The 25,784-nt window shown below is 37.3% G+C and carries 26 protein-coding genes, 4 pseudogenes and 2 riboswitches; of the genes and pseudogenes, 7 read left to right on the forward strand and 23 right to left on the reverse strand.

The features are described 5' to 3' along the window. Window positions 1-5: 5 nt before the first annotated feature. From essB to D1953_RS02175, 7 genes are all read right to left on the reverse strand, one after another. Window positions 6-1,328, reverse strand: a complete 1,323-nt coding sequence (gene essB / locus D1953_RS02145; protein ID WP_119115495.1) for a type VII secretion protein EssB — start codon at window positions 1,326-1,328, stop codon at window positions 6-8. A 14-nt stretch (window positions 1,329-1,342) separates the two neighbouring features. After that, window positions 1,343-1,582 (reverse strand): ESX secretion system protein YukD, encoded by a 240-nt coding sequence (gene yukD / locus D1953_RS02150; protein ID WP_119115496.1) that lies wholly within the window; start codon window positions 1,580-1,582, stop codon window positions 1,343-1,345. 79 nt (window positions 1,583-1,661) lie between these two features. After that, entirely contained in the window at window positions 1,662-1,955 is a 294-nt protein-coding gene (locus D1953_RS02155; protein WP_119115497.1) for a WXG100 family type VII secretion target, read from the reverse strand. 627 nt (window positions 1,956-2,582) lie between these two features. After that, window positions 2,583-3,140: an elongation factor P gene (efp, locus tag D1953_RS02160; protein WP_119115498.1), complete on the reverse strand. Its 558-nt coding sequence runs from the start codon at window positions 3,138-3,140 to the stop codon at window positions 2,583-2,585. A gap of 25 nt (window positions 3,141-3,165) precedes the next feature. Then, entirely contained in the window at window positions 3,166-4,227 is a 1,062-nt protein-coding gene (locus D1953_RS02165) for a M24 family metallopeptidase (RefSeq protein ID WP_119115499.1), read from the reverse strand. Further along, a complete protein-coding gene (gene aroQ, locus D1953_RS02170) occupies window positions 4,228-4,674 on the reverse strand; it encodes a type II 3-dehydroquinate dehydratase (protein ID WP_119115636.1) in 447 nt (148 codons plus the stop codon). It lies immediately after the preceding gene. 73 nt (window positions 4,675-4,747) lie between these two features. After that, window positions 4,748-5,263 (reverse strand): YqhR family membrane protein, encoded by a 516-nt coding sequence (locus D1953_RS02175; protein WP_182480470.1) that lies wholly within the window; start codon window positions 5,261-5,263, stop codon window positions 4,748-4,750. Between the two features lie 177 nt (window positions 5,264-5,440). Between D1953_RS02175 and D1953_RS02180 the strand changes: the two genes are divergently transcribed. Together D1953_RS02180 and D1953_RS02185 are read left to right on the forward strand one after the other, a co-directional pair. Beyond that, the gene (locus D1953_RS02180; protein ID WP_119115501.1) at window positions 5,441-6,376 is read left to right on the forward strand and encodes a DUF1385 domain-containing protein; all 936 of its coding nucleotides are present in this window, start codon (window positions 5,441-5,443) and stop codon (window positions 6,374-6,376) included. Between the two features lie 96 nt (window positions 6,377-6,472). Beyond that, window positions 6,473-6,850, forward strand: coding sequence for an SA1362 family protein (locus D1953_RS02185; RefSeq protein WP_119115502.1), 378 nt, complete (start codon window positions 6,473-6,475; stop codon window positions 6,848-6,850). A gap of 21 nt (window positions 6,851-6,871) precedes the next feature. Here the strand turns inward: D1953_RS02185 and D1953_RS02190 are convergent, their stop codons facing one another. Both D1953_RS02190 and D1953_RS02195 read right to left on the reverse strand, forming a co-directional pair. Further along, window positions 6,872-7,753: a patatin-like phospholipase family protein gene (locus D1953_RS02190; protein WP_119115503.1), complete on the reverse strand. Its 882-nt coding sequence runs from the start codon at window positions 7,751-7,753 to the stop codon at window positions 6,872-6,874. 275 nt (window positions 7,754-8,028) lie between these two features. Continuing rightward, window positions 8,029-8,886: an MBL fold metallo-hydrolase gene (locus D1953_RS02195; protein ID WP_119115504.1), complete on the reverse strand. Its 858-nt coding sequence runs from the start codon at window positions 8,884-8,886 to the stop codon at window positions 8,029-8,031. A 279-nt stretch (window positions 8,887-9,165) separates the two neighbouring features. Here D1953_RS02195 and D1953_RS21100 point away from each other — a divergent pair, with 279 nt between their 5' ends. Next, a complete protein-coding gene (locus tag D1953_RS21100) occupies window positions 9,166-9,309 on the forward strand; it encodes a hypothetical protein (protein ID WP_182480471.1) in 144 nt (47 codons plus the stop codon). Between the two features lie 224 nt (window positions 9,310-9,533). Next, window positions 9,534-9,890: pseudogene (locus D1953_RS02205) on the forward strand (glutathione-dependent formaldehyde dehydrogenase); the annotation flags it as partial. A 71-nt stretch (window positions 9,891-9,961) separates the two neighbouring features. On the opposite strand, the pseudogene D1953_RS02210 reads toward D1953_RS02205, so the two are convergent. From D1953_RS02210 to D1953_RS02220, 3 pseudogenes are all read right to left on the reverse strand, one after another. Beyond that, a pseudogene (locus D1953_RS02210) lies at window positions 9,962-11,086 on the reverse strand (hypothetical protein); the annotation flags it as partial. Window positions 11,087-11,345: 259 nt separating this feature from the next. After that, a pseudogene (locus D1953_RS02215) lies at window positions 11,346-11,993 on the reverse strand (vitamin B12-dependent ribonucleotide reductase); the annotation flags it as partial. A 341-nt stretch (window positions 11,994-12,334) separates the two neighbouring features. Next, a pseudogene (locus D1953_RS02220) lies at window positions 12,335-13,129 on the reverse strand (ribonucleotide reductase N-terminal alpha domain-containing protein); the annotation flags it as partial. Window positions 13,130-13,634: 505 nt separating this feature from the next. Here D1953_RS02220 and D1953_RS02225 point away from each other — a divergent pair. Further along, complete coding sequence (locus D1953_RS02225) at window positions 13,635-14,018, forward strand: rhodanese-like domain-containing protein (RefSeq protein ID WP_119115508.1); 384 nt, start codon at window positions 13,635-13,637, stop codon at window positions 14,016-14,018. 59 nt (window positions 14,019-14,077) lie between these two features. Here D1953_RS02225 and gcvPB read toward each other — a convergent pair whose 3' ends face one another. The 3 genes from gcvPB to gcvT are packed head-to-tail and all read right to left on the reverse strand — an operon-like array spanning window position 14,078 to window position 17,998. Continuing rightward, entirely contained in the window at window positions 14,078-15,535 is a 1,458-nt protein-coding gene (gene gcvPB, locus D1953_RS02230) for an aminomethyl-transferring glycine dehydrogenase subunit GcvPB (protein WP_119115509.1), read from the reverse strand. Then, window positions 15,528-16,874 carry an aminomethyl-transferring glycine dehydrogenase subunit GcvPA gene (gene gcvPA / locus D1953_RS02235; protein WP_119115510.1) on the reverse strand — a complete coding sequence of 449 codons (1,347 nt, stop codon included), beginning with the start codon at window positions 16,872-16,874 and terminating at the stop codon, window positions 15,528-15,530. The genes gcvPB and gcvPA overlap by 8 nt, the downstream gene beginning before the upstream one ends. Window positions 16,875-16,891: 17 nt before the next feature. After that, window positions 16,892-17,998, reverse strand: a complete 1,107-nt coding sequence (gcvT, locus tag D1953_RS02240; RefSeq protein WP_119115511.1) for a glycine cleavage system aminomethyltransferase GcvT — start codon at window positions 17,996-17,998, stop codon at window positions 16,892-16,894. Between the two features lie 89 nt (window positions 17,999-18,087). Then, window positions 18,088-18,165, reverse strand: a riboswitch (glycine riboswitch). Between the two features lie 3 nt (window positions 18,166-18,168). Further along, window positions 18,169-18,257, reverse strand: a riboswitch (glycine riboswitch). A 195-nt stretch (window positions 18,258-18,452) separates the two neighbouring features. Here gcvT and D1953_RS02245 point away from each other — a divergent pair. Together D1953_RS02245 and D1953_RS02250 are read left to right on the forward strand one after the other, a co-directional pair. After that, the gene (locus D1953_RS02245) at window positions 18,453-20,141 is read left to right on the forward strand and encodes a DEAD/DEAH box helicase (RefSeq protein ID WP_119115512.1); all 1,689 of its coding nucleotides are present in this window, start codon (window positions 18,453-18,455) and stop codon (window positions 20,139-20,141) included. Beyond that, window positions 20,119-20,913 (forward strand): YqhG family protein, encoded by a 795-nt coding sequence (locus tag D1953_RS02250; protein ID WP_119115513.1) that lies wholly within the window; start codon window positions 20,119-20,121, stop codon window positions 20,911-20,913. The genes D1953_RS02245 and D1953_RS02250 overlap by 23 nt, the downstream gene beginning before the upstream one ends. Window positions 20,914-20,976: 63 nt before the next feature. Here D1953_RS02250 and D1953_RS02255 read toward each other — a convergent pair whose 3' ends face one another. The 8 genes from D1953_RS02255 to comGA all read right to left on the reverse strand — a co-directional run bounded on the left by D1953_RS02255 (window position 20,977) and on the right by comGA (window position 25,322). Continuing rightward, window positions 20,977-21,174, reverse strand: coding sequence for a YqzE family protein (locus tag D1953_RS02255; RefSeq protein ID WP_119115514.1), 198 nt, complete (start codon window positions 21,172-21,174; stop codon window positions 20,977-20,979). A 212-nt stretch (window positions 21,175-21,386) separates the two neighbouring features. Next, on the reverse strand, window positions 21,387-21,767 hold the full coding sequence (gene comGG, locus D1953_RS02260) for a competence type IV pilus minor pilin ComGG (protein WP_119115515.1): 381 nt from the start codon (window positions 21,765-21,767) through the stop codon (window positions 21,387-21,389). Then, window positions 21,757-22,203: a competence type IV pilus minor pilin ComGF gene (gene comGF / locus D1953_RS02265; protein WP_119115516.1), complete on the reverse strand. Its 447-nt coding sequence runs from the start codon at window positions 22,201-22,203 to the stop codon at window positions 21,757-21,759. Before comGF ends, comGG begins: the two co-directional genes overlap by 11 nt. Next, window positions 22,187-22,525 carry a hypothetical protein gene (locus D1953_RS02270; RefSeq protein ID WP_119115517.1) on the reverse strand — a complete coding sequence of 113 codons (339 nt, stop codon included), beginning with the start codon at window positions 22,523-22,525 and terminating at the stop codon, window positions 22,187-22,189. The genes comGF and D1953_RS02270 overlap by 17 nt, the downstream gene beginning before the upstream one ends. After that, window positions 22,512-22,946: a competence type IV pilus minor pilin ComGD gene (comGD, locus tag D1953_RS02275; RefSeq protein ID WP_119115518.1), complete on the reverse strand. Its 435-nt coding sequence runs from the start codon at window positions 22,944-22,946 to the stop codon at window positions 22,512-22,514. The genes D1953_RS02270 and comGD overlap by 14 nt, the downstream gene beginning before the upstream one ends. Next, a complete protein-coding gene (comGC, locus tag D1953_RS02280) occupies window positions 22,933-23,247 on the reverse strand; it encodes a competence type IV pilus major pilin ComGC (protein WP_281271516.1) in 315 nt (104 codons plus the stop codon). The genes comGD and comGC overlap by 14 nt, the downstream gene beginning before the upstream one ends. Window positions 23,248-23,260: 13 nt before the next feature. Further along, window positions 23,261-24,313: a competence type IV pilus assembly protein ComGB gene (gene comGB, locus D1953_RS02285; RefSeq protein WP_119115520.1), complete on the reverse strand. Its 1,053-nt coding sequence runs from the start codon at window positions 24,311-24,313 to the stop codon at window positions 23,261-23,263. Then, complete coding sequence (comGA, locus tag D1953_RS02290) at window positions 24,279-25,322, reverse strand: competence type IV pilus ATPase ComGA (RefSeq protein ID WP_119115638.1); 1,044 nt, start codon at window positions 25,320-25,322, stop codon at window positions 24,279-24,281. Before comGA ends, comGB begins: the two co-directional genes overlap by 35 nt. Between the last annotated feature and the right edge of the window lie 462 nt (window positions 25,323-25,784).

Consider the following 25,784-nt stretch of genomic DNA (forward strand, 5'->3'; position numbering starts at 1 on the left):
CCTACCTAATTTGAATTTGATTCAGATGGTTCTGTATTCTTTTTTTGTGGTTCTTTTGGTTCTTTAGGTTTTTGAGAATTTTTCTCTTGTTGAATCTGCTCAGCCTTCGCTTTTGCTTCAGCTTCTTTTTTCGCAGCTTCTTCAGCTTTCCTTTTTTCTTGTTCTTCTTCCCATTCTCGTTTATATTCATCTATTTCAGACTGAATCTCTTTCAACTTCTGTTGTTTCTCTTCTGTCTTTAACTCATCATCGGCCTTTACTTCCTTGTTGTATTGATATAGCCCATATAGAATGACGGTTATATCCTCTAGAGAATAGGCAATATCAAGAGCTTCCTTCGCATTACCTCTTCCAATTTGAATCCAATAATCATAATATTGTGGATCAGTTTGTAATGTAATAACCCGTTGCAAAGTATCCTTTTGATTGTCCATTAGCTCCATATCTTTACTAACCATGATATACGACTGTGCTAATTCATATTGAACAACATTTGGCATATCTTCAACCTCGTAGTCCAACAAAGAATTAATCACTTCACTATATTGGTTCTTCAAGAAATATTCCTGACTATTAATGAATGCCGACTGTTTTGGTTGAGCGAGTACGAGGGTATACAAACTGAATAGAAGAGCAGGAACTAACGCGACAAGAAGACCGAGAGCTGTATAACGAGTCACATTCCACTTTTTCTTTGCAACAGTGATTTCCTGCTTTGCCCTCTGCTCTAGGACGGTCAAATGCTCTCGAATCCTTTCTTGGAGTTCATTGATATTACTAGCAGCCAGTATTTTGGCTGCAATAGGGGAAAGTTCGAGCGTTTGATATAAGTGAAGATATTGGAAAAAACTATACTTTTTATCGACTATTTCCGCCACCGTTGCTCTTAATTCCTGTAATAGTCTTTCTTCATCCTGTTCATAAGGCGGCAAGCTCTCCTTTACCCCATAGTGAAGAAAATACGGGGTTAAACTCTCATCAACTACAATATTTTCCGGACATACAATAACATGTAATCGATTCAAGGAATGATTTTCGACCTTTTTAATAAGCTGCGAAGCAAAAATCCATCGGCTCTTTTCATCTTTCTTTTTCAATTGTGTAAAAGATATATAGCTTGAGGGTATTTCAATAATGAGATTTAATTCAGCCTCTGTTAATGTTATTTCCTTCTTAACGGAAGAATCGCTATACTTAAGCATTTCCATTTCAAGTGCATCATCTAACCTAATTTTTTCTCTTTGAAAAATGATCTGAATCGTATTTTTTTCTTTTTTTATGACCGCTTCAAGCTGCTTTTCGAGATACGATTGTTTCTTTTCTGACATTTTTGGATACTCCCTTATATAATTTCAAGACGGTCTCCTGTAGTAATTCCACGATCTATCAGCCTTTCTGTTCCTGAAAGGACAAGGCCTTTATTCGTTACCCGCACCCAATAACCTTCTCTAGGCGATTCAGAAATAGATTTGGCCTGCCAAACAATATCGATTACTTTTTTTACAGAGTGATAATCAGATAGACGTAAATCAAAAACTTCATTCGTATAATGCTTTAAGTCTATCGTTATTTCAATATACATTTTCCCACCTCAAAACGAAAAAGCGCCTTCCTCTAATAGAATGGGCGCTCTTCCTTCACTTCATAGACTTCAGATGAAGTTAACCACGAATTTGACTTGCAATTTGATTGTCAGCATCTGCAAGAGCTTTACCCGTATTGCTAAGCTGAACAGAGATATCTTCAAGCAATTGCTGCATTTGAATAAATGAAGGTTTTAATGCCTCGTATTGCTCGCTAAATGCTCTACTAGCTTCCCCTTCCCAAGCTCCTTCTAATTCTTTAATCATTGAATTTAAACGGATAACTTGTTCCCCTACTTGACCGCTCTCACCATTGTAGCGGGTAGCCATGCTTTCTAACTCTGCTGGTGTTACACGAATAATTCCTGACATATACATCTCTCCTCTTCTTTGATAATATGTTAATTGTAAAAAACATTATTCTACACGGTCAACAATAGATTAGTTAATAAAGGTATAACAGTTATAATTACCCAAATCATTCATAGTTATATTAGATTAGTAATTTTATCACAATAGGAAGTTACACTTAATTTCAGTCGATATTCCTTAACGATTTATATAAGTCCAATTTGATTTTGGACATCCTCACATTCCATCTAGTTAACGGAAAACAATAGCTTATTCAAATAAACATTCTTATGTATGTATTTCATAATAGCTTGATTTAGATTATTTTATAGGGGTGCTATTGCAGCCTTGTAATAAAGTTTGATTAAATCAACTATAAACCTTGATAAAAGAACAAATAAACATAGCATATTTTGAAATAAAAAGAGCCATACTTCCTTTTTGAAGTATGACACCCTTTAAAAAGTAATGGACTCAATAACTTGTTAAAAACACTTTTCTTTTAGTTTCTTTAGAAGATTCAGCTCGCATCCAAAACTATAAGCCTCCTTCATATAAATCAGATTTATTTAATTATACAAGGGCCCTTTAGAGCAAACAAAAGAGTCTAAGATGATTTTCATCTTAGACTCTTTTGTTTGCTTCTTATTAAGCACGTGAATTATACGTACCCTCAACTGTATTAATGATTAAATCGTCTCCTTCGTTAATGAAGAAAGGAACTTGAACAGAAAGACCTGTTTCAAGAACAGCTGTTTTTGTACCGCCAGAAGATGTATCTCCTTTAATGCCTGGTTCTGTTTCTGCTACTTTTAGAACAACCGTTTTTGGAAGTTCAACACCTAACGTTTCGTTGTTGAATGTCATAATGTGTACTTCCATGTTTTCTTTTAAGAACTTTAATTCGCGCTCGATACTTGATGCTGGCAGCTCGATTTGCTCATAAGACTCGTTGTCCATGAATACATGGCTATCACCGCTTGCATATAAATATTGCATTTTACGGTTTTCGATACGTGCTTTCGCTACTTTTTCACCTGCACGGAATGTTTTTTCCTGGATTGAGCCGTTACGTAGGTTACGAAGTTTAGAACGTACAAACGCAGCCCCTTTACCTGGTTTTACGTGTTGGAAATCGATAACTTGCCAAATACCGTTATCTACTTCAATTGTTAAGCCTGTACGAAAATCATTTACAGAAATCATTTGTTGTCCTCCTACATGTACATGTTTAAAGAATAATTAACTCTTTTGTCGAATGGGTCAGTGCTTCATTGCTATCTATCGTAATCATCGTATCATCTTCAATCCGAACACCGCCAACGCCAGGTAAGTAAATCCCTGGTTCAACCGTGACAATCATTCCTGACTGCAAAATAGTATCTGATTTCATCGATAAAGCTGGACCTTCATGAACCTCAAGTCCAATTCCGTGCCCAGTTGAATGGCCAAAATATTCACCATACCCTTTTTCTACAATGAAATTTCGAGTTAATGCGTCCGCTTCTTTACCAGTCATGCCCGGCTTAATGCCAGACATTCCACGAAGTTGCGCTTCTAAAACAATGTCATAAATTTTTACAAGTTCTTCACTCGGCTCACCGACTGCTACTGTTCGAGTAATATCAGACACATATCCATTATAATATGCCCCATAGTCTAATGTAACAAAGTCGCCTTTTTCAATAATTTTATCTGTAGCTACACCATGTGGCAACGCTGAACGGACCCCAGATGCAACAATTGTATCGAAAGAAGACGAAGTAGCTCCTTCTTTTCTCATAAAGAACTCCAACTCATTCGAAACATCAAGCTCGGTAATACCCGGACGGATAAAGTCCAAAATATGTGTAAATGCTCGATCTGCAACGCCAGCCGCTTCCTTTAATATCTTAATCTCTGACGGTGTCTTAATCAAGCGTAAATTCTCAATAATACCCGAGATAGGGACAAGTTTAGCACTAACTGCGTTTTCATAAGTTTTATAAGCTGAAAAAGTAACATACTCTTGCTCAAAACCAAGCTTTTCAATTTTCATTTCTTTTACTTGCTTAGCTACTTCTTCAATAAGCGTTCCTTTATGTTGAATGATATTATACCCTTGTGCTTGTTTGCCCGCTTGTTCTACATAACGAAAATCTGTAATGAACTTTGCTTCTTTTAAGGAAACTAAGACAACACCTGCACTTCCTGTAAAACCAGTCATATATCGGCGATTATAAGAACTTGTAATGAGTAAACCATCCACATTGACTTTTTCCATAGCCTCACGTAAACGAGTTAGTTTTTCCATTTAGCTTCTCCCCTTTGCAATGTTTACAATTGCCTGCATTGCTAAGTTATATCCTTGTACGCCAAGGCCAACAATTTGCCCAGCTGTAACGGGTGCCGTAACGGATTGATGTCTAAAACTTTCTCTAGCATGGATATTAGAAATATGTACTTCAACGACAGGAACATCGATACCAGCAATGGCATCTCGAATCGCATAGCTATAATGCGTATAGGCTCCTGGATTGATAATAATTCCATTGATCCCTTCGTCCTCAGCCCAGTGCAATTTATCAATAATTGCGCCTTCATAATTGGACTGATAACAACTTAATTCAACTTGCAAAGCTTCTGCTTGCTTTTGTAAGCCTTCCTCTACATCACGAAGTGTCGCACTTCCATAATGAGCTGGCTCACGCTTTCCTAAGCGATTTAAATTCGGTCCATTTATTAATAGAATTCTTGTCATGTTCCACACCTGCTTTTTTGAAATGCCGAGCAGTATCATTTTACCATACTTATTTCAGGTGTTCCTCCATTTTTTAGCTGCTTGACTGAGGTTCAGTTTGTTCACCTTGTTTATTTTGTTCATGCATATATTCTTGATACTCAAAGGAAATAGAATACCCGATAAAGACACCATATAGAGCAAAAATACACATACTTGTAACAATGGAGTCTGAAGACATTTTTGCAACAGATGGTAAATCGTTAAATATCGGTCTAAAAACAAAGAAAAGAATGACCCACCAAAGAATACCAAATAGTATATAGGCAATCATATTCTTCATTTTCTTAAACAACGCATAGTATATAAAAGCAATGATAATGGATATAATCCCAAACAAAAGAACAGTCACTAATGAACCTTGCCATGCCTTCACCCAATGTCGATTCGACCATGATGTTAAAATAAAATTCGGACTAAACTCCATAAAGTGAAAAAAATGAACCACCATCCCAAGTAAGCTTGCCAATATACCGCCAACCAGCCCGATAATCCATACATCTTTCATAACCGTGCCTTTAGTATAATATCGGTTTTTGTTATTTGACATAAAAAACACCTCCATTACGTAGTATGCCCTCGATTTTTTTGAAATATTTTCTTTTTTTATGTCGAACGCATGAGTTATACTAGAGGTTTTTCACTTTTTTCGGTATGATGGAAATATAAAACTTATATTAACAATCACGAACAAACAACGTGAAATTACTGTTAGGTTGGTGTAGAAATGTCTGAGGTTCAAAAACCAGTTTATGGAGGGCAAGCAGTTGTAGAGGGTGTTATGTTTGGAGGTAAACGTCATACTGTAACCGCTGTTCGCCGCACAGATTCAACAATTGCGTACTATCATCTACCACGCGAATCAACACCTATGATGAATACCTTAAAGAAAGTACCTTTTGTACGCGGAATTATTGCCCTTATTCAAGCAAGTTCAACAGGCTCTAAACATTTAAATTTTTCCACTGAGCAATTGGAAAATAATGAAACAGCCAAAAAAACAAAAGAGCCTTCCAAACTAAGCTTATGGCTAGGGGTCGCGGTTATCGGTGTGCTGTCCTTCTTATTTGGAAAATTATTATTTACGCTCATTCCAGTCTTCCTTGCTGAACTGACAAGACCAATTTTCCAAAGCGATGTCGAACAAATTATTATAGAAAGCATTTTCAAACTTATATTATTACTCGGTTATATTTATATTGTCTCTATGACCCCTATGATTAAGCGAGTCTTCCAATATCATGGTGCTGAACACAAAGTTATTAATTGCTTTGAAGCAGGCAAGGAATTAACTATAGCTAATGTTCAAACAAGTTCTCGTCTCCATTATCGCTGTGGCAGTAGCTTTATCTTATTCACTGTTATCGTTGGAATGTTTGTCTATTTACTCGTACCAACCGATCCACTATGGGTAAGAGTTGTCAATCGAATTCTGCTCATCCCAGTTGTACTTGGAGTAGCTTTTGAAGTATTACAACTGACGAATAAAGTAAGAAACATTCCTTTCCTCCATTTCCTAGGTTATCCTGGATTATGGCTTCAGCTGTTAACAACAAAAGAACCAACTGATGATCAAGTAGAAGTCGCTCTCGCCTCATTCAATGAATTATTACGCCTAGAGAGAGAGACCGAACAAGGTTTAGAATCAAACAACCTTGTCTAGAATAAATATATTTAATAATTTATTCTAAAATTTGTAAAAAAACAGTGTTTAAAACAAGCTATATTAGCTTATGATGCTCATATGGAGGTGTCTTTGTTGAATCGTATAGTATCCTGTGTCATTTATGGTGTCATCGCCCTTGGTGTACTCGGTTTAATCAGTCAGCTTACGACAAACACGATTGGCTTTTTAAAACAACTTGCCATGCTAGCCGTCTTTGCAGGGATTTTTTATCTCATTTTTCGATTAATACAAGGAAAAGCCAATCCAAAAGAGCAACGTGCTTTTAGAAAAGCTGTTCGGCAGTCTAAAAAACGAACGAAAGAACGCACAATAAAACCGAAACAAAATAATGTAGCAAAGATGTCCTCTGCTAAATCACTATATAAACTAAAAGCTCGTAGGAAGTCAGATGTACAATTAACCGTTATTGAAGGCAAAAAAAATAAGAAAAAAAATCGGGTTTCCTTTTAACAGCCCGATTTTTTCTTTTCCTCAATATTTCCACTTTTTTAAAAATTCAGCTGTATACACTCGACCTCTTTGAATTAGTTCATCCTTCTTTTCCTCATTCAACTTAAAATCTAAACCAGAGATCCCCTTCATTGGAATAAAGGCAATATTGTCTACATGTTTTTTAGAAATATAACGAGAATCATGAGCATTTGTCATCGTTTTAAACAAGGCTGTAAACATTTCAACTGGATTATCTACCTCATGAGGCTTCCCCACTTCATCACCTGTTAGCTTCAAACCGACAACCGGTCTTTCTCTTGTTCCACGATCTGTGTTAAATAACCACATCGGAAAATTACTAAGAACACCGCCGTCGACAAATACATTTGTTTGATTCCCTGTTTTAATTTTTACAGGTTCAAAGAAATAAGGTACGCTACAACTCATTCGCACCGCTTTTGCAACTGAGAAGGATTGTGATTCAATCCCGTAATGACTTAAATCATTGGGTAGGACGACTAAACGACCGTTCGTAATGTCTGAAGTGATAATTCGTAAAGAGTTTGGTGGAACGTCTTGAAAAGTGACTACTCCTTTCATCTTAAGTTGCTCCGCAACCCAAGCTTCTAACGCATCTCCCTTATATAAACCTAACTTCCAATAAAGAAGTAACCATTTAGCAAAGGGAAGTTGTGACCAACCGCGCCGACGATCTAACAAATCATCGGTATCTATTTTCCGAAAGAGTTCCTCAATTTGTTTACTTGAATAGCCAGCAACTACTAACGCTGCTATAATCGAGCCTGCACTCGTTCCAGCTGTTCTTTGAAACGTATATCCTTTCTCTTCTAAAACTTGCAGTCCACCAACTAGACCAAATCCTTTAATACCGCCTCCAGAAAAAACCCCATCAATAATCATAATTGACCTCCCCTAGATGCTCTCTACATTTTTAATCTAGGGGGAATGAAATTATGACAGTTTAATACGAGGACAACTAAGTCATAAACGTTTCAACTAAGCTCACTCATAGGGGACTGAAACCTTTGTTTCTCCTTTGGATGTATTAAATAAAATTGTTAATAAAACGATTGAGGGCCCCTGCTCGTGTGAAGCTGCGTTTTCACACGAGCAGGGATCTTTCTTTTATAAGAATAAACTATGTAAAACAAGACTGTAATAAAAAAGCAGTTGATTCAATGGATGTTTTTATTAATAAACCTGCCGTAATCCGGAATAGCCATACGATTAAATTCGCGTGCAAGCTTTTGCAAACTTTCTGTTAATAACTCACCAGCCATAGGTAAACCATGGCCTGTTATAGCTACAGACGGTTTTAAAGCTTCTAATTTCCTTACAGAATCTCGTGCTGCTGCCCAATCCGGCGTAAAATATCTAGGAGGACCGCTAATTTCTTGCTCTTGTGTTAGTACTTTATAAAGAAATTCCTGCCTTACCGTAACAAATGCATCTCCGGCAATTAAAGCCCTATCTTCCTCTCTAAAAAAAGATACGTGACCGGGGGTGTGCCCAGGTGTATGAATCCAACGGAATCCAGCCATATAAGGAACACTTCCATCAGCAGGAAGCGCTTCTACTTGATTCCCTAAATTAATCGGCTCATTAGGAAACATCGGTGACATTTTAGCAATCATCCCACCCTCTACAGTCGGGTCCGGTTTAGGATAACTCATTTTTCCGGTTAGATAAGGTAACTCTAATTCATGAGCATATACAGGGACATCCCAATGCTTGACCAACTCAATAATAGCCCCTACATGATCAAAATGACCATGTGTTAGAACAATAGCTTTAGGCCGGCTATTCTCCCCAAAACGCTCCTCAACCATCTCAATAATTTTATCAGCAGATTCAGGCATCCCCGCATCTACTAATACAAATTCTTTCGTGTTAGGATGACCAACTAAAATAATATTGACGATTTGCACTGTATAACAAAACAAATCCTGCAACACCTCTATACCAATGCCGCTACCAATTGATGTTGCAGGAATATATTTATAATCACTTCCGTATGAAAGATTATTCTCCATGAAAAAACTCCTTATTATTTAAATTGAAAATCAAGGATAGTTTTTTCACCATGTATTCTATTTATACACAAGGCTAATCTTACATCTTCATTGCTTTCAAAGCATTTTAAACATCACTACTAATGATAATATCCTCTAAAACATGTATCCCTCATCTCAATAAATCCACCAAAGCATTTATGAAAATATTTTCTTTCAAATCCCTCTCACTATATCTGCATAAAAAACGCTCTAGCGTCTCAAACTACTAACACTTACTTTTTATGGAGGGAAATTATAATGAGTGAAAAATGCTTTTATTGCACAAATGATATTCAAGAAAATGGAATTCATCATGTAACGTTCCACGTTACTGATGAACATAGAGATGAAACATTATGCGATGAATGTTATCAAGAATGGCTTCAAGGAATAAAAGGATAAATCGTCTGTTTCACTTTGTCCACTTAATTTATTAGGCTAAACTAAAGAATTTTCTTAAAGAGTAAACTGCTTTGGTTTACTCTTTTTCAATTAAGACGAATGATTATACTTCACTTAGGAGGCACTACCTACTTATGAAAACTGTAACATACCAAGGAAAATATTCTGTCGCTGTAAAAGAAGTAGACGATCCAAAAATAACCATTCTCAAGATGTAATCGTAAAAATCACCTCTTGAATATGTCGAACAAAAATTAAAGCTGCAAGGAGGAACATTCGGGCCTATACAAATCGCCACAAAAGCCGTAAAAAAATGCGGGACTGTACAGCTCACAGGAGTTTATGGTGGATTATATAATATGTTTCCATTAGGGCCATTCTTCACTCGAAATATTACATTAAAAATGGGACAAACTCATGCTCGCAGCTATATGCCAACCCTATATGAACAAATTGTAAAAGGGAAAATTGATCCAACTGCTATTATTACGCATAAGCTTCCACTAGAGGAAGCCGCGCATGGTTACACAATCTTTAACAATAAACAAGATGATTGTATAAAAGTGATTTTAAAGCCTTAGGTTAGGTGTTAATACATGAAAAAGCCGATTAGAGGGATGTCTCTCTAATCGGCTTTTTACGAATCATATTCTTATAGTCCACACTTTAATTGTGCACCACAGTTTGTACATGTATTGCAGCCGCCAATATCTTTTACTTCTCCTTTTCGACAAACCGGACAAGTATTGCCCACTTCAGAACCAATTGTTACATTCGTTGAGCGAAGTTCGTTAATTGTATCAACTAATACAACTTTTTTCTCATCTGCAGGTTTTTCCTCTGTTTGGACTTCTTCATCCAGCTGATTTTCTTCAGCTTTCAGCGTTAATACTTGGCTATCACGGCTGCCATCTACATACACTGTACCGCCTTTTGCTCCGCCTTTGTATAAGCGCTCATATACTTTTTGTACTTGATCCACTGTATAACCTTTTGGCGCATTCACCGTTTTACTAATTGAGCTGTCAATCCAGCGTTGAATAATACATTGAACATCCGCATGTGCTTCCGGTGTTAGTTCCATCGCTGAAATAAACCATTTTGGAAGCTCGTTTGCATCCGTTTCTGGATGACGATCTAAATATTCTTGAACGATATCTGCTTTTACTTCAATAAACTTCCCTAAACGTCCGCTTCGGAAATAAGTAAATGAGAAGTATGGTTCAAGACCTGTTGATACTCCGACCATTGTTCCTGTACTACCAGTAGGAGCAACTGTCAATAGATGCGAATTGCGAATACCTGATTCAATAATGCTTTCGCGAATATCTTCTGGCATCTTCTTCATGAAGCCTGTTTGAGTGAATCGTTTACGTAATTCCATAGTTTCCTCTTCCGTTTCACCAACAAGGAATGGGAAGCTTCCTTTTTCTTTAGCAAGCTCTACAGAAGCACGGTAAGCAGTCGTTGCAATTGTTTCAAACACTTTATCAACTAATACATTACCTTCTTCAGAACCGTACTCTGTTTCACAATAAATAAGTAAGTCATGAAGTCCCATAACACCTAAGCCAACACGTCTTTCACCAAGTGCTTGCTTTTTATTTTCATCAAGGAAATAAGGTGTAGCATTAATAACGTTATCTTGCATTCTAACGCCGACTTCAACCGTACGTTTCAGCTTTTCAAAATTCACTGTTTTTGTATCTTTATCTGCCATTTCAGCAAGGTTAACCGCTGCTAAGTTACAAACGGAGAATGGCGCTAGTGGTTGTTCCAATTTTGTTATCCTAAAGGCTTTTTATCCCCTAGTTCTTACAGTTGAATTTCTGTAAGTTCAGCATACATTTTCATTACACACTTAAGGTTTTATTCAGTGTGTAATGTTGCGGTCTCGTGCCCAGATTATAGTCTACCTTTGTAGGATCACCGGGTATGCGTTGCCCCTGACTAAAGCTTTACCCTCAGCCTTCGGTTCGGATTAGCATCTCAGCCTTCCCGCTTTATCCCGCAATTTTTAACGTGAGGCGAAGTCCACCACACGGGTTCGTAGCAACAACTTGCTGTCCATACGCTTTAGCGTTTGTCATTTCATTCGCATTATCAATGAAGAAAATCCCTGGTTCTGCTGAATATGTTGCACAAATATTAATTAAGTTCCAAAGCTCTTTAGCGCGAATTTTACGATATACACGTACTTTATGGCCTAACTTTTGCCACTCGCGTACATCGCCGACATTATGCCATTCTGCGTTGTATTGAGCCATTTCATCTGCATCGTAGCTTTCCACATCTGGGAAACGAAGATCGTAGAAATCATCGTTTTCAACAGCTTCCATAAATTCATTCGTTAAACAAACGGAAATATTAGCCCCCGTTAAGAACTCAGAATTATGAACGCTGTAATTGCCGCCTGTGCGTAATTTCGTTTCTGCTTCTTTAATGATTTTCTCGTTAAAACCGCCTAAACCAGGAATTTGTTTATAATTCACAATTCCTTGGTACATCGCTTCTTCTTGTTCTGTTAGCGGTGTAAATTTCAATTTATCTAACGCATATTTTTTAATCGTTTCGTCCTTTGTGTTTTCCACTAAATAACGAAGAATGCGTGGGTTTTGCATTTTTGAAATAATGAATTCAATGATATCTGGATGCCAGTCCGAAAGCATAATCATCTGCGCCAATTTGTTATGTTAGTTCGCTAAACTAACGCTCTATGTCACCATAGAGTTCAGACCATATCTTACATCTAAACTAGATGCCCTCGCACTTCGGAGTCGCTTGACTCCTACTCTACTAACTTCCGCATTTCAGCGTGTTTTCGATGGTCGTTGAACCTTCTCCATATTAAAGGAGCTTGGCTGCTGATTGTCTTTTTCCACTTGCTGTTTTTAAGCTTTCACGCTTACCGTTTCCAGTTACGTTGTAGCCAGCAAGTCATGTGGGACGTTTTTAACATCACCAATAAAGAGTTCCCAGCAATTCACGAGGTTTATTTATAGACGAGGCACACTTATGCTACTCTACCACGTCTTGACCCGCCTTGCTCCACAAGATGCGTCAACTTCGCAATGTCATCTAACCATGATACAGAACCTGATGATTTCCCATTTACACCTTTTGCAAGTGTATTTCGTGGACGAAGTGTAGAACCATTTGTTCCAACACCACCGCCTCGGCTCATGATTTCCATCACTTGCTTACGGTGCTCAGAAATTCCTTCACGAGAATCCGGTACAAATGGCATTACGTAACAGTTAAAGTATGTGACATCTGTATCCGCTCCCGCTCCATATAATACACGTCCTGCAGGAACAAAATTTAACTCTTTCAATTCACGATAAAATTTCTCAAACCACTCTTGTCTCTTTTCCTCTGTTTCTTCAACAGAAGCTAGGCCTGCAGCATTACGTTTCGCAATTTGCTCATAGAAAATTTCAAGTGGTTTCTCAATGACATCTAACGGTCGGTTAACGATGCCTGTTTCCACTTCCTCCGGTTTATCTAACACACCGCGGAATTCTTCTTCCACTAACACTCGGGCCTTTTTCGCCTCCCAGTCAATGCTTACGATAAATCCTAAGCCTCGTGCAGGGAATTTAGGATCCTCTTTAATCGTTAACACAACGAAATCGCCCTCAGTTAATGTCACTTTCTCTGTGTCCTTAAATGAGTAGCGATCAATCATTACAAGGCGTGAAACCCCTTTATGTGTCATCTTCATATCAGGTGTAATCGGGTGAACGGGAGCAAATAAAGAAATATCCTTATTCAACCTTTCGACATTAACCTTTGAAGTGGAATTTAAAACAACCGACATATTGTCCTCTCCTTATTATTACAAATTCTTGAACCTCTTCTTGCTGTAGAAATGTGTATGTAGCCCATACATTGCCGTTTCATTAAGCAGTAATATAAATCTATCATACGCATTCTTTTTAATCAACATATAGTATACACTTAATTATTTTCTATACTACATATTGTGTCCCCTTCTGATTTTTTTATTTTTGTCAAACGTCAAAAGGCTTAATTTGTGTAGAAAAAAGGAGAATAGGATTGATTTTTAATTATTTTTGGAGATATTTCGATAAATTTCAAACTTGCAATTTCATTATGTATTTTCAACCTAGGTCTCTCAAGGAAAGTAGAAACTCCTGTTCGCTCTACTGGAAAAATAAAAATATTTTTTTCTCTTGATTTCTTAATCTTTCTGTATGTAAGACTCCTTTTTTCTTTGTTAAAATTTATTTTGATTATTAACTGGTGCAACTATATAATAAGAGATGTCTGTATGTTGCTTAGTGTAGAAAGGAGTTTTACGTTTGGAGTTTTTATATTCACTGCTCATCTTCATTGTAATTGTTGTTGCTTATTCCCTAATTACATGGTTTCGCCAAAAACGGGCTGTTACAGCTCTTACACAAGAAGAATTCATTGCAGGATATCGTAAAGTACAGCTAATTGATGTACGCGAGCCAAATGACTTTGAAAATGGTCATATTTTAGGAGCAAGAAATATCCCGCTAACTCAACTAAAAACGCGCCTTGTAGAAATTAGACCGGACAAGCCTGTATATTTATATGCACAAAGCGAAATTGTAAGCGGTCGAGCAGCTCTTTTACTAAAGAAAAAAGGGTATAAAGAACTATATCATTTAAAAGGCGGGTTCAAAATGTGGACCGGTAAAATTAAAAAGAAAAGCTAAGAAACTTATTCTGCATAAAAAAATCCCTACTTTATATAAAAGCAGGGATTTTTTCATAATTATTTTTGATAACGTAACACAGGTTTTCGAGCAGCAAGTGTTTCATCTAAACGTTTAACTACCGTTGTGTGCGGAGCTTCTTGCACGATTTCTGGTGATTCCTCTGCTTCTTTCGCAATTTGAATCATCGCATCAATAAAAGCATCCAGCGTTTCCTTTGATTCCGTTTCTGTTGGCTCAATCATCATTCCTTCTTCCACATTCAATGGGAAGTAAATAGTTGGCGGATGGTAGCCGAAATCAAGCAGCCTTTTCGCGATATCCAGCGTACGTACACCTAGTTTCTTTTGACGACGACCGCTGAGCACGAATTCATGCTTACAATGACGATCGTAAGGAAGATCATAGAAAGGAGCTAGGCGACGCATCATATAATTCGCATTAATAACAGCATTTTCCGTAACCGCTTTAAGACCATCCGGCCCCATTGAGCGAATATACGTATACGCACGGACATTAATACCAAAGTTTCCATAGTAAGGTTTTACACGACCGATAGATTGTGGTCGGTCATAATCTAATACATATTGATCCCCTTGTTTTGTAACAATTGGCTTAGGTAAAAACGGAATTAAATCCTCTTTTACACCAACTGGACCTGAGCCAGGGCCACCGCCTCCATGCGGACCTGTAAATGTTTTATGAAGATTTAAATGAACCACATCGAAGCCCATATCTCCTGGACGAGCTTTCGATAACACAGCATTTAAGTTCGCTCCATCATAATACACTTTCCCGCCAGCATCATGCACAATTTTCGCAATGTCTAAAATGCTTTCCTCAAATAAGCCAAGTGTATTTGGGTTCGTCAGCATTAATGCAGCTGTATCAGCACCTACTACACGCTTTAAATCATCTAAATCAACTAAGCCGTTTTCATCAGATTTCACCGTAACCGTTTCAAGACCTGCAACCGTTGCAGAAGCTGGATTTGTACCATGAGCTGAGTCTGGTACGATAACTTTTGTACGACCTGTATCTCCATTTGCTTCATGGTAAGCACGAATCATCATTAATCCCGTCCATTCACCATGCGCTCCAGCGGCCGGCTGTAACGTGACTTGATCCATTCCAGTAATTTCAATTAAATGCTCTTGCAAGTCATACATCAACTCTAGAGCCCCTTGAACCGTTTTCGCTTCTTGGTACGGATGAATATGAGCAAATCCATTTAAACGAGCAACATTTTCATTAATTTTTGGATTATATTTCATCGTACAAGAACCTAGTGGATAAAACCCTGAATCTACACCATGATTTCGCTTAGAAAGAGCCGTATAATGACGCATAATATCAAGTTCTGATACTTCAGGCAATTCCGCTTCTTCAGCACGAATATATTCTGCAGGTAAAATATCATCTAATGAAACTTCTGTTACATCCATCTCTGGTAAACTATAACCAATACGACCTGGTGTACTGATTTCAAAAATTAACGATTGGTCTTGATTATTCATGATGATCCCCCAATTCATTAGCAAATGCATCAATTTCTTCTTTCGTTCTAAGCTCTGTTACAGCGACAAGCATATGATTCTGTAATTCTGGATAGCTGCTTCCTAAGTCATAGCCTCCGATGATTCCCTGTTCAAACAATCGATCGTTCGTTTCTTGATAAGAAGCAGGCAGTTTCACCACAAACTCATTAAATGAAGGACCATCAAAGACCACTTCAAATCCTTTTTGCTTGAGTACTTGTTTCGCATAATGAGCTTTTTGGATATTTTGAACGGCCATTTCTTTTACACCTTTTTTGCCGAGAGCAGTCATAGCAACAGACGCTGCCAATGCATTTAAAGCTTGGTTAGAACAAATATTAGACGTTGCTTTATCACGACGAATATGCTGTTCACGCGCTTGAAGTGTTAACACAAATCCGCGCTTACCATTCTCATCAACCGTTTGACCGACAAGTCGACCTGGCACTTTACGAACAAGCTTATTTGTAACAGCAAAATACCCGCAATGAGGTCCACCAAACGAAGATGGAATACCAAATGGCTGTGCATCTCCTGTCACAATATCAGCTCCTAATTGACCTGGAGGAGTTAACGCTCCTAACGCAAGCGGATTGCTGGATACAATGAACATCGATTTCACACTATGAACGATTTCTTCTATTTCTTTTAATGGTTCAATTCGACCGAAAAAGTTTGGATATTGAACAATCACACCAGCAACTTCATCTGTTATCAATTCCTTAAGCGCCGCTACATCTGTTACACCATCTTTGTAAGGAACTTCGATTACTTCAACATGTTGTCCTTTTGCATATGTTTTTACCACATCTCTTGCCTCTGGATGAACAGTTGTTGAAAGAAGGATTTTTTTACGACGTGTTTGACCTGCGCTTAACATCGCTGCTTCAGCCAAAGCTGTCCCGCCATCATACATCGAAGAATTGGCCACATCCATACCTGTTAACTCAGTAATCATCGTTTGAAATTCAAAGATTGCTTGCAGCTCTCCTTGTGAAATTTCAGGCTGATATGGTGTATACGCTGTGTAAAATTCTGAACGAGCAATCACGTGATCCACAATAATTGGCGCATAATGATCATACACACCTGCTCCTAGAAATGAACTATAGCTTTTTAAATCTGCATTTCGACCTGCTAGTTTCGTTAATTCCTTTAATAAAGCAGGTTCTGATTTTGCTTGTTTAATGTTATATTCGCCTTGAAAACGAACACTTTCCGGAATATCACTAAAAAGTTCATCAACTTTAGAAACCCCGATTGCTGATAGCATTTCTTTTTGATCTTGTTCTGTCATCGGTAAATAGCGATGTTTCATTTAAATAACCTTCCCCTCTAGTTTCGTGGTCGTTTATAAAATGGTGTTGCCGTTGTAACAGCTTTTAAGCGTTTCGAACGAATCTCTACTTCGACTTCAGTGCCCAGAGTAGTGAATGCTTGCTCGAGCAGTGCCAACCCAACATTTTTCTTCAAAGTTGGTGATTGCGTTCCCGTCGTAACTTCTCCAATTAACTTCTCGCCGCTGTAAACTTTATAGCCATGACGCGGAATCCCGCGATCAATCATTTCCAACCCAACTAGTTTGCGTGGAGCACCATGTTCTTTTTGTAAGGAAAGTACTTCTTTCCCTAAGAAGTCTGCGCTCTTTTCCGTTTTAACCGCAAAGCCAATACCAGCTTCAATCGGTGTAATATGAGCAGAAAGTTCTTGACCATACAATGGCAATTTCGCTTCAAATCGAAGCGTGTCGCGCGCGCCTAATCCGATTGGTAAAATCCCTTCTTCTTGACCAGCCTCTAACAATTTGCGCCACAATTGCGGCGCCGCTTCAGGACGGCAATAGATTTCAAACCCATCCTCCCCTGTATAACCAGTGCGGGAAACTAGTGCTTGAACACCGTTAATATCGACTCCATCCTTAAATTTGAAAAAGCCAATTTCACTCAAATCTGAATCTTTCGTTAATTTTTGAAGTACCGTTTCTGCAAGAGGTCCTTGCAAAGCAAGCTGCGCATATTCACTAGAAACATTAACAAGCTCTACATCTTTAATAAGGTGTGATTGTAACCAGTCAAAATCTTTATCGATATTTGCAGCATTCACACAAAGCAAATAGTCCTGTTCTGCTCTTTTATAAACAATTAAATCATCTACTGTGCCGCCATTTTCATAGCACATCGCTGTATAAAGTGCTCCACCTGCTTGCAGCTTGGATAAATCATTCGTAAGCATTTTTTGTAAGAAAGCAAGACTTTGATTTCCTTTAACTTCAAACTCACCCATATGCGAAACATCAAACAACCCCACTTTTGTGCGAACTGTTTCATGCTCCTCTTTAATTCCTGAGAATTGTACAGGCAGTTCCCAGCCCCCAAAATCAATCGTCTTGGCACCACTCTCACGATATACTTCAAATAATGGTGTTCTTTTTAAATTCGTCAAGGAATTCCCTCCTTCAATAAACTTGTTAACGCGAAAATATTCCTCAAAAAAGGCATAAAAAAGGACAGAGAAAGCCTATCATAGCTTTTCTCTGTCCTGAAACCTGAAAGTTTACCTTATACAAGGCTTTCCCCTTTGGTGGTCACCTATCGTGACACTCTCCAGAGTTGCGTCCAGCAAGAGTTCTTTTGCCTGAGAGATTCACAGCTTCGTTTGCTCCTTCGGCGCTACATGACGTAGTCTCTCCCCTTGCCTTCATTCGCTTATAAAATTGTCACGTACTGCTCATACTATGAAAAACAAATTATGCTTTTCTTTAAGATACTCTCATCCTACCTTAAGCGGGATATAACTGCAATCATTTTTTATAAAATAAATTCTGAAAACTGATCATTTACGAGCATTTCACAATAAAACATTCGTGTTTAGAACAATTCGAAAGGGGTTGGAGCGTGTGAAAATTGAAATTACCTCTGATTTAGAATGGAGTGATAATTTTTTAACGAAAATTAATGAGGATGGGCCCTGGGCAAACTGGGAGCTTTATAAATTAGCAATAGAAGTCACTAAAGATCTTGTTATTTCTGATTTTGAAGGGTTACAGGCACCTAAATATTTGCCTTATTTAAAGCCGTTGCCTCATCAGCTTGAAGTAGCTAGACAAGTAGTGGAAGAAATGAATGGAAAAGCCATTTTAGCAGATGAAGTAGGACTTGGAAAAACGATTGAAGCAGGTTTAATTTTAAAAGAATATATGATTCGTGGCCTTGTCAAAAAAGTATTAATTCTTGTACCTGCTTCCCTCGTCACTCAATGGGCGTTTGAATTAAATACAAAGTTTCATATACCAGCAGTTACACAAAGAAAAAGCTATGTATGGGACTCTTGTGATGTAGTGGTGTCCTCGATTGATACCGCTAAAAGGAAACCGCATAGTGAGATAATTTTGAATCAAGATTATGATTTTGTCATTATTGATGAAGCACATAAACTTAAAAATAATAAAACAAAAAATTACGAGTTTGTCCAAAATCTCAAAAAAAAGTTTTGTTTATTACTAACAGCAACACCTATTCAAAATAAGGTGGAAGAAATATTTCACCTCGTTTCTCTATTAAAACCAGGACATTTAGGAAATGCCAAATTATTTGCCGAAAAATATAAAGGAAAAGGACGTACTATCCAAGAAGACCAACATCTAAAAGAACTCGTTAACACGGTGATGATTCGCAACCGCCGGGCAGACACGAAAATCGAATGGACGAAACGCCAAGTTGAAACGATTATTATTGACTTTTCTAAAACAGAGCAAGCTTTATATGATGCAGTTTCGCAGTTTAAAGTCCATTCAGATGGAGTCGGTCATTCTTCTTTTTCAACGCTCACACTTCAAAGGGAGGCGTGCAGTAGTCGCGAGGCTGTATATTATACGTTAAAAAATATGAAAGCGAAGTATGAAAACCCACCTGTAGCCTTTACAGCGATGATTGACAACGTCTTACAAAAAGTGAACGAGACAGAACAGAATTCCAAAGCTGAAAAAGCGCTGGAGTTAATAAAAAAAATTGATGATAAAGTCATTATTTTTACGGAATATCGTGCCACACAGCTCTACTTACAATGGTATTTGCAACAAAATGGCATTTCTTCTGTGCCATTTCGCGGCGGCTTTAAACGCGGTAAAAAAGATTGGATGCGTGAGCTGTTTCAAAAACAAACGCAAGTCTTAATTGCAACAGAGGCCGGAGGAGAAGGGATCAACCTTCAGTTTTGTAATCATTTAATTAATTTTGACTTGCCGTGGAATCCAATGAGATTAGAGCAGCGCATCGGACGGATCCATCGACTTGGACAAGAAAAGGATGTCATGATCTATAATTTTGCAACCCGAAATACTGTGGAGGAACACATCCTCAAACTCTTATATGAAAAAATTCATTTATTCGAAAAAGTAATCGGTGAGTTAGATGATATTTTAACAAAACTAGATATTCACAATATCGAAGAGTACTTAATTGATGTCGTTGGTGAGTCCAAATCAGAAGGAGAAATGAAAATTAAAATGGACAATTTATCTTCCCTCATTCAATTTGCTCAACAAATGAAAGATGGTGACGTTCATGCAGCAGCAGGACATTCATAAATTTTTAGTCACATACTTTGAAGCGAATCATTGTGAAATACTTAAAAATCATAATACTTATTTAACTGTTCAATTAACAATTGAAATGGATAAAGAGTTAATGAACCGCCCTTTTTATTGGCACTACCTTGAAAAAACAGGCGGCATCCCTAATCCTTCACAATTAACGTTTATAACAGACAGCCAAAACGCACCAGAACATATAAAAGGAGAACATATTTATTTCGGTTCACCACGTCTTCATCAAATTATTGAATCAACAAAAAAACTAGCCAGCTACATTCGCTTATATGAAGATAAACAAACAAACGGCCAGCAAGTTTCTCTATTTCCTTGGTTAAATTTGAATGTAAAAATCTCTTATCAATGTGATCGCAAAAAAGATATTTTCCAATCCGTCGGGCTTAATCTTATTACCGGGGAAATCGTAAATGAATTTTATAATCATATTTTTTCTATTAAATTAACACCTAAAATTCCTGATTATTCTTTTACACTCTCTCCGCTCATTATGCCTAAAAGCGGATTAACAAGATTAGATCGTTATATTCGCCAAAACTTTGAGCAGGATGATCATACTTGGGCAGAGCAAGCGGTGCAGCGATGGAATAATGACCTCCGTTTATTAGAACATTTTTACAACGAAAGTGAAGAAAAAAGCGAAAGCTACTATACAGAAAAAGAAGCGCTAAAAGCGCAATACGAACCGAAAATACACATTTCAATCGTGAATGGAGGGTTATTTTATTTATCTGATTATAAAACATCATAAGTTGGGCCTTCCTCTCTGCCTTGAATATTTATTGATCTATAACGAAAGAAAACAGATGCCCAATTAGGACATCTGTTTTCCTTTTTTCATTTTCTTAAAAAACATCGATAACGCAAATGGAACAATGCCAAACCAAGTAGAGACAGAAGAAGTACGCTCTCCCTTCCTTTGTTGACGATTTTCCTTACGTTCTGTTTTTGTTAAATTAAAATATTGAACCAATTGTTGTGTCAAGTATTTAATATAAGCATTGGTTGACATAAGCATCACCTGCTCATAAGCATACCCATTTTTTCCTGGCTTTATACGACATTTAACAGACAGACGTCCTACTGTATCATCTTAGCAATCAATTTTCAGCCTCTTGGCCCGTATACTTACCTCTGTTTAGAAAACTGTTTACCGCCCGTTATTTTCCCGTTTCCATAAACTCTGTTAAATATAGTGTCTTCATCCCCTAAACTACCTATTGACTATTTTTCCATCCATTCTATTACCTTTCCTACATTCTTATCATAATAAATTAATACCACTCCCTTTCTGTTATTGACTGTAGATCCGTATAAATAAACGGAAGCAACTTCCTCATTTTGATTTACCACTTCATAATACACATCACCATTTGGATACAGAAGGATCCCCGGCTCAATTATGACTTCTTCTAATTCTCCCCATTCTCTTTCCAAATCACGAACAGCTAAGCGCAATAAATGATCAGACATTAAGGTTTCTTCCACTTCTTTATAAAACCGTTTATCCAGAACAAATTGCTCCATCATATACCCTGCCAATAAAATGAAAGAGGTCGAAACAACAAGTACAATTGGCGACGCAAAACCTTTTTCATTCTTCATTTACGTTAAACTCTTTCTTAAAATACGGATGAAATGTGCGACTATATTGCTTTCCACTATAATCTGTAACTTGTACACTAATTTGGTTTCCCTTCTGGTTTACTTGAAAGTCAGCGACATTTTGCAATAAAATTTCATGTCCTAACCCCTCTACTTGGCGCCGTACGATATTTTGATACAATTCAACCGAAGCTACACTTCCATTTGTGAGCAAATACAGTTTATTATTCTTTACTGTTTGATTCTTCGATTCCCTCAATTCTTTTTGCAACTGTATTGAAAAAACTTCCCATTCCTTATGATGAAGCTGCTTGTTCATTATAAGATTGGGATACATAACCAAAAAGATTTGTAAAACAAAAAGAGAAATCATCATGAATACGACGAGTGATATAAGCATTTCAACCATTGTAAACCCATTACTTTTTTGTAGCATCACACACCTCTTCTCTCTTACCAAAGGCGTTTTGATACTGGATGCACCCTTCCACCATTTCAGGAAAGCCGTTTGGTACTCCCCAGTTCAAAGTAAACAGATGATTTTGGCGCGTGATTTCTGTGGGCACGGCCTCAATCTCTCCATCAGCAAATGCAGTTAACTTTTCATATAATAGATAATGCGCTTCTGTCCTTAACAACATGTTTTTCTTATTAAGCTTTAATTGATCAAATATAGGAAACAACGCAAATACAATAAATAAACAAATGGATAACGCGGCTAGCATATCTAAATAAATATACCCGTCACACTTTCTCAAATTTAAATCTCCCTTTACCAATATACACTGTTAATTTATATGTCTCGTGCTTCGACTGAACATGCATAATTCCTGATGTAATGGCTGTACCGACACTATTAAAAGCAATTCTTTCTCCTAATGTCCGATTCTTAAATGTAACATGGGCAGGAAGTGTTCTTTGCAGCGTATAATCGCCTGATGACGAAGACACTTTATAATTATCACTATACATATAAACAGTCGTCTGCTGCTCATGGCTTATAGCATATTGCTGAGCGTAAAAAAGATCGTCTCCAAATTGCTTGACAAACTGTTTTATTTCCATCCTTTCTATATATGGCGGATATAGATTGATGCTTAATGAAACAATTAAAAGAAAAATGGACAAAACCATCAAAATCTCAGTTAACGTATACCCTCCACTGTTATTTTTTAGCATCAGCTTCTACCTTTCCATCGCTATCAATGCTAACCGTACCTCCATTCGGACATGTAGTTTGTACTAAATAGCCTTCAGTCTTCAGTTCCGCTACATTAGCTGGCCATTTATTATGATCGATTTCATAAGCTTGCACTTGGGACTGTACCATTTTCACAAATGCTTCACATCCTTTTGTCTGAACCGTCGATTGATGCTTCGTAATATTTGGGATCGTAATGATTAACAAAACGGAAATAATGAGCAAGACAATGAGCATCTCGATGAGAGTAAATCCTTTTTGATTGCGTAACCTTTTCAACAAAAGACCCTCCTTATAAGCCATTAAGTAATGAAAACATGGGCAATAATACAGCTAAATAAATAGAGACAATAAGCAGACCAATGAATGAAAACAACATAGGCTGAATAATGCGCATAATCATGCTTGTTTTCTCTTCAATTCTTTCTAACAATAAGCGACTATAATGAAATAATTCTTCATCAAGTCTTCCGTACTTTTGACCATTTGCTATCACAATATAAAGGTTCTTTTCAAAATAAGAAAGCTTCTGAACAATTACTTCAAACTGCTTTCCTTCTAATAACTCGCGCTGCATTTGAGCACATAGCTTTTGATAAAAAGACTGCTGCCGGTTTTGCGCCAATAGCTGTAGGCTCTCATTAATAGAAAGACCACCGGACAATAAGCCGCTAAACTGACTTGCAAAAAAGTGGGTCTCGTATAAGCGAATAAGCATCCCAATAACCGGGATATGCAAGATAAGCTTTCTTTGAGTAAGGGGGCATAATTGGTTAAACCAATATCGTTTGAGTAGATAAATGAGGATACACAATAAAAGTAAAATGATAGGGATTTTCGGGAGAATGGCCGAGACAGCTAATATACTGTTCAAGAATATATTGTGTTCAATCTGCATCGAAGCAAAAAGCGTCTCAAATTTCGGTAAAAGTACACGTTGCAAAATAAAAAAAACATTACCAATAAAAAAGAGTAGAAAAATTGGATAAATGAACAGTTTCTTTATTTTGTCCAAGTCTTCCGCTCTCTTCGTCCAATATTTCCCCCCTTCCTTTAATGCTCGCGATAACTCACCGTATTGCTCTCCATAATAAATATAACTTACAAGTTGGGAATGAAATTTCATTTCGGCTAAAACTTGATGTAAAGCCTCACCATTTTTTAACTGTTCCATTCCTTCTTGTAAATCTTCTTGTCTTTTTTTCGACTCCTGAAACGTTAAAAAACGAATCGCTTGTGCTAAAGAATAACCATGTTCCAACAGTTCCCCAAGCTTGAGTAAAAATGAAGCTTGCTCCTTTACCTTCCATTTACCCCCTCTCATCAATAAATACCAATCTTTCAAATTCTTTGTTCTCGACAAAGCCCATCGCTACAGCTTTACCGATTTCTTCTTTCAACGTTCGATGGCGAACTTCAATATTCTCTCCTTTTACTCCTTGTAACACTTTCACTAAATCTCTTCCATAGAGAAGTTCATACACACTTGCTCGCTTATTTGCAGCACCGCCTACTGTTCTTCGATTTTTTAATTCGACTAAACGTTGTGCCGTTACAGCAATTAAACTTTGTTCAATTTCTAACCAGCTTACACCAAACTCTAACAGCCGTGAAATAGCTCCTGCGGCATCACGACTATGCATCGTTGTTAACAGTAAATGGCCTGTAAGTGCCGCCCTAATCGCTATTTTAGCTGTTTCTGAATCACGAATTTCTCCGACCATAATTACATCGGGGTCGTGACGTAAAGCTGCCTTTAAACCAACTGAATACGTAATTCCCGCTTTCTCATTAATTTGAACTTGCAATACGTTTTCAGCTTGATTTTCGATAGGATCTTCAAGAGTAATAACATGGCGGTTATACAATTCCTGCACATGATGAAGGATGGAATACAGCGTCGTCGTTTTTCCTGATCCAGTCGGACCCGTAAGAATAATCATTCCATGTGAGTGCTTTAAAAGAGAAATCAGTTGCTTAGTAGTGGTTGGAAAAAGAGAGAGTTGGTTAAGTGGCAGAATGTTTTGCTGGGGAATTAAACGAATAGCTAAACTTTCAACATATGCTGTAGGTAATGTTGATAATCTAAGTCCGATCACTCGATCTTCTAAGTGAAGCGTAATCGAACCGTTTTGGGGTCTTCTTTTTTCGCCGATATCCATTGATGCGAGATATTTTAGATGAGAGATAAGGCGTTCTGTTTCTTCAAAAGAGAGAGTTTCTTGGGGAATGAGTCGATTATCGATTCGAAATCGAACGAGTGGACCTTCTTTGCGGGGCAAAATATGAATATCTGATGCAGCTAACCTGATAGCACGCTTCAAAATATCATCTGCCGTTTTTTCAATAGACATGCCTGAGCATTCACCTCCTAATTTTCTATATTCCCAAATTTCGACACCCACTGGCAAAATCCTTCTTTTTTATAAAAGAGTTTTATTTATTTGTCTTGGCTCATTTCATTTTGTCAGCAATATTGTTTAACAAAGCTATTTATTCACAGTAAACCCTATTAATTAAATAGCTTCATTTCGGGCATACTAAGTTATAGGTCTTTTCCTACCACACTCTAGAGCCATCTAATAAGAGTTTTAAAAAACAGCAATTGTTCAAAATTTACTAACATTTAAATATTTTATAATTTTTGGACATTTTATGAATACCTTTTATATATAATTAAACACTATTACCCTGTATGAAATGTGAATATTCCTTAAATGGAATCGTCCAAGCTGTATTCGATAAAGTAGAACTAATAGAAATTCAAGACTCTATTTCTGAATACGCATCCTGTACATATAAAGCAATCATTACAA

The sequence above is a fragment of the Peribacillus asahii genome (genome assembly GCF_003570725.1).
Classification (GTDB): Bacteria; Bacillota; Bacilli; order Bacillales; family DSM-1321; genus Peribacillus; species Peribacillus asahii.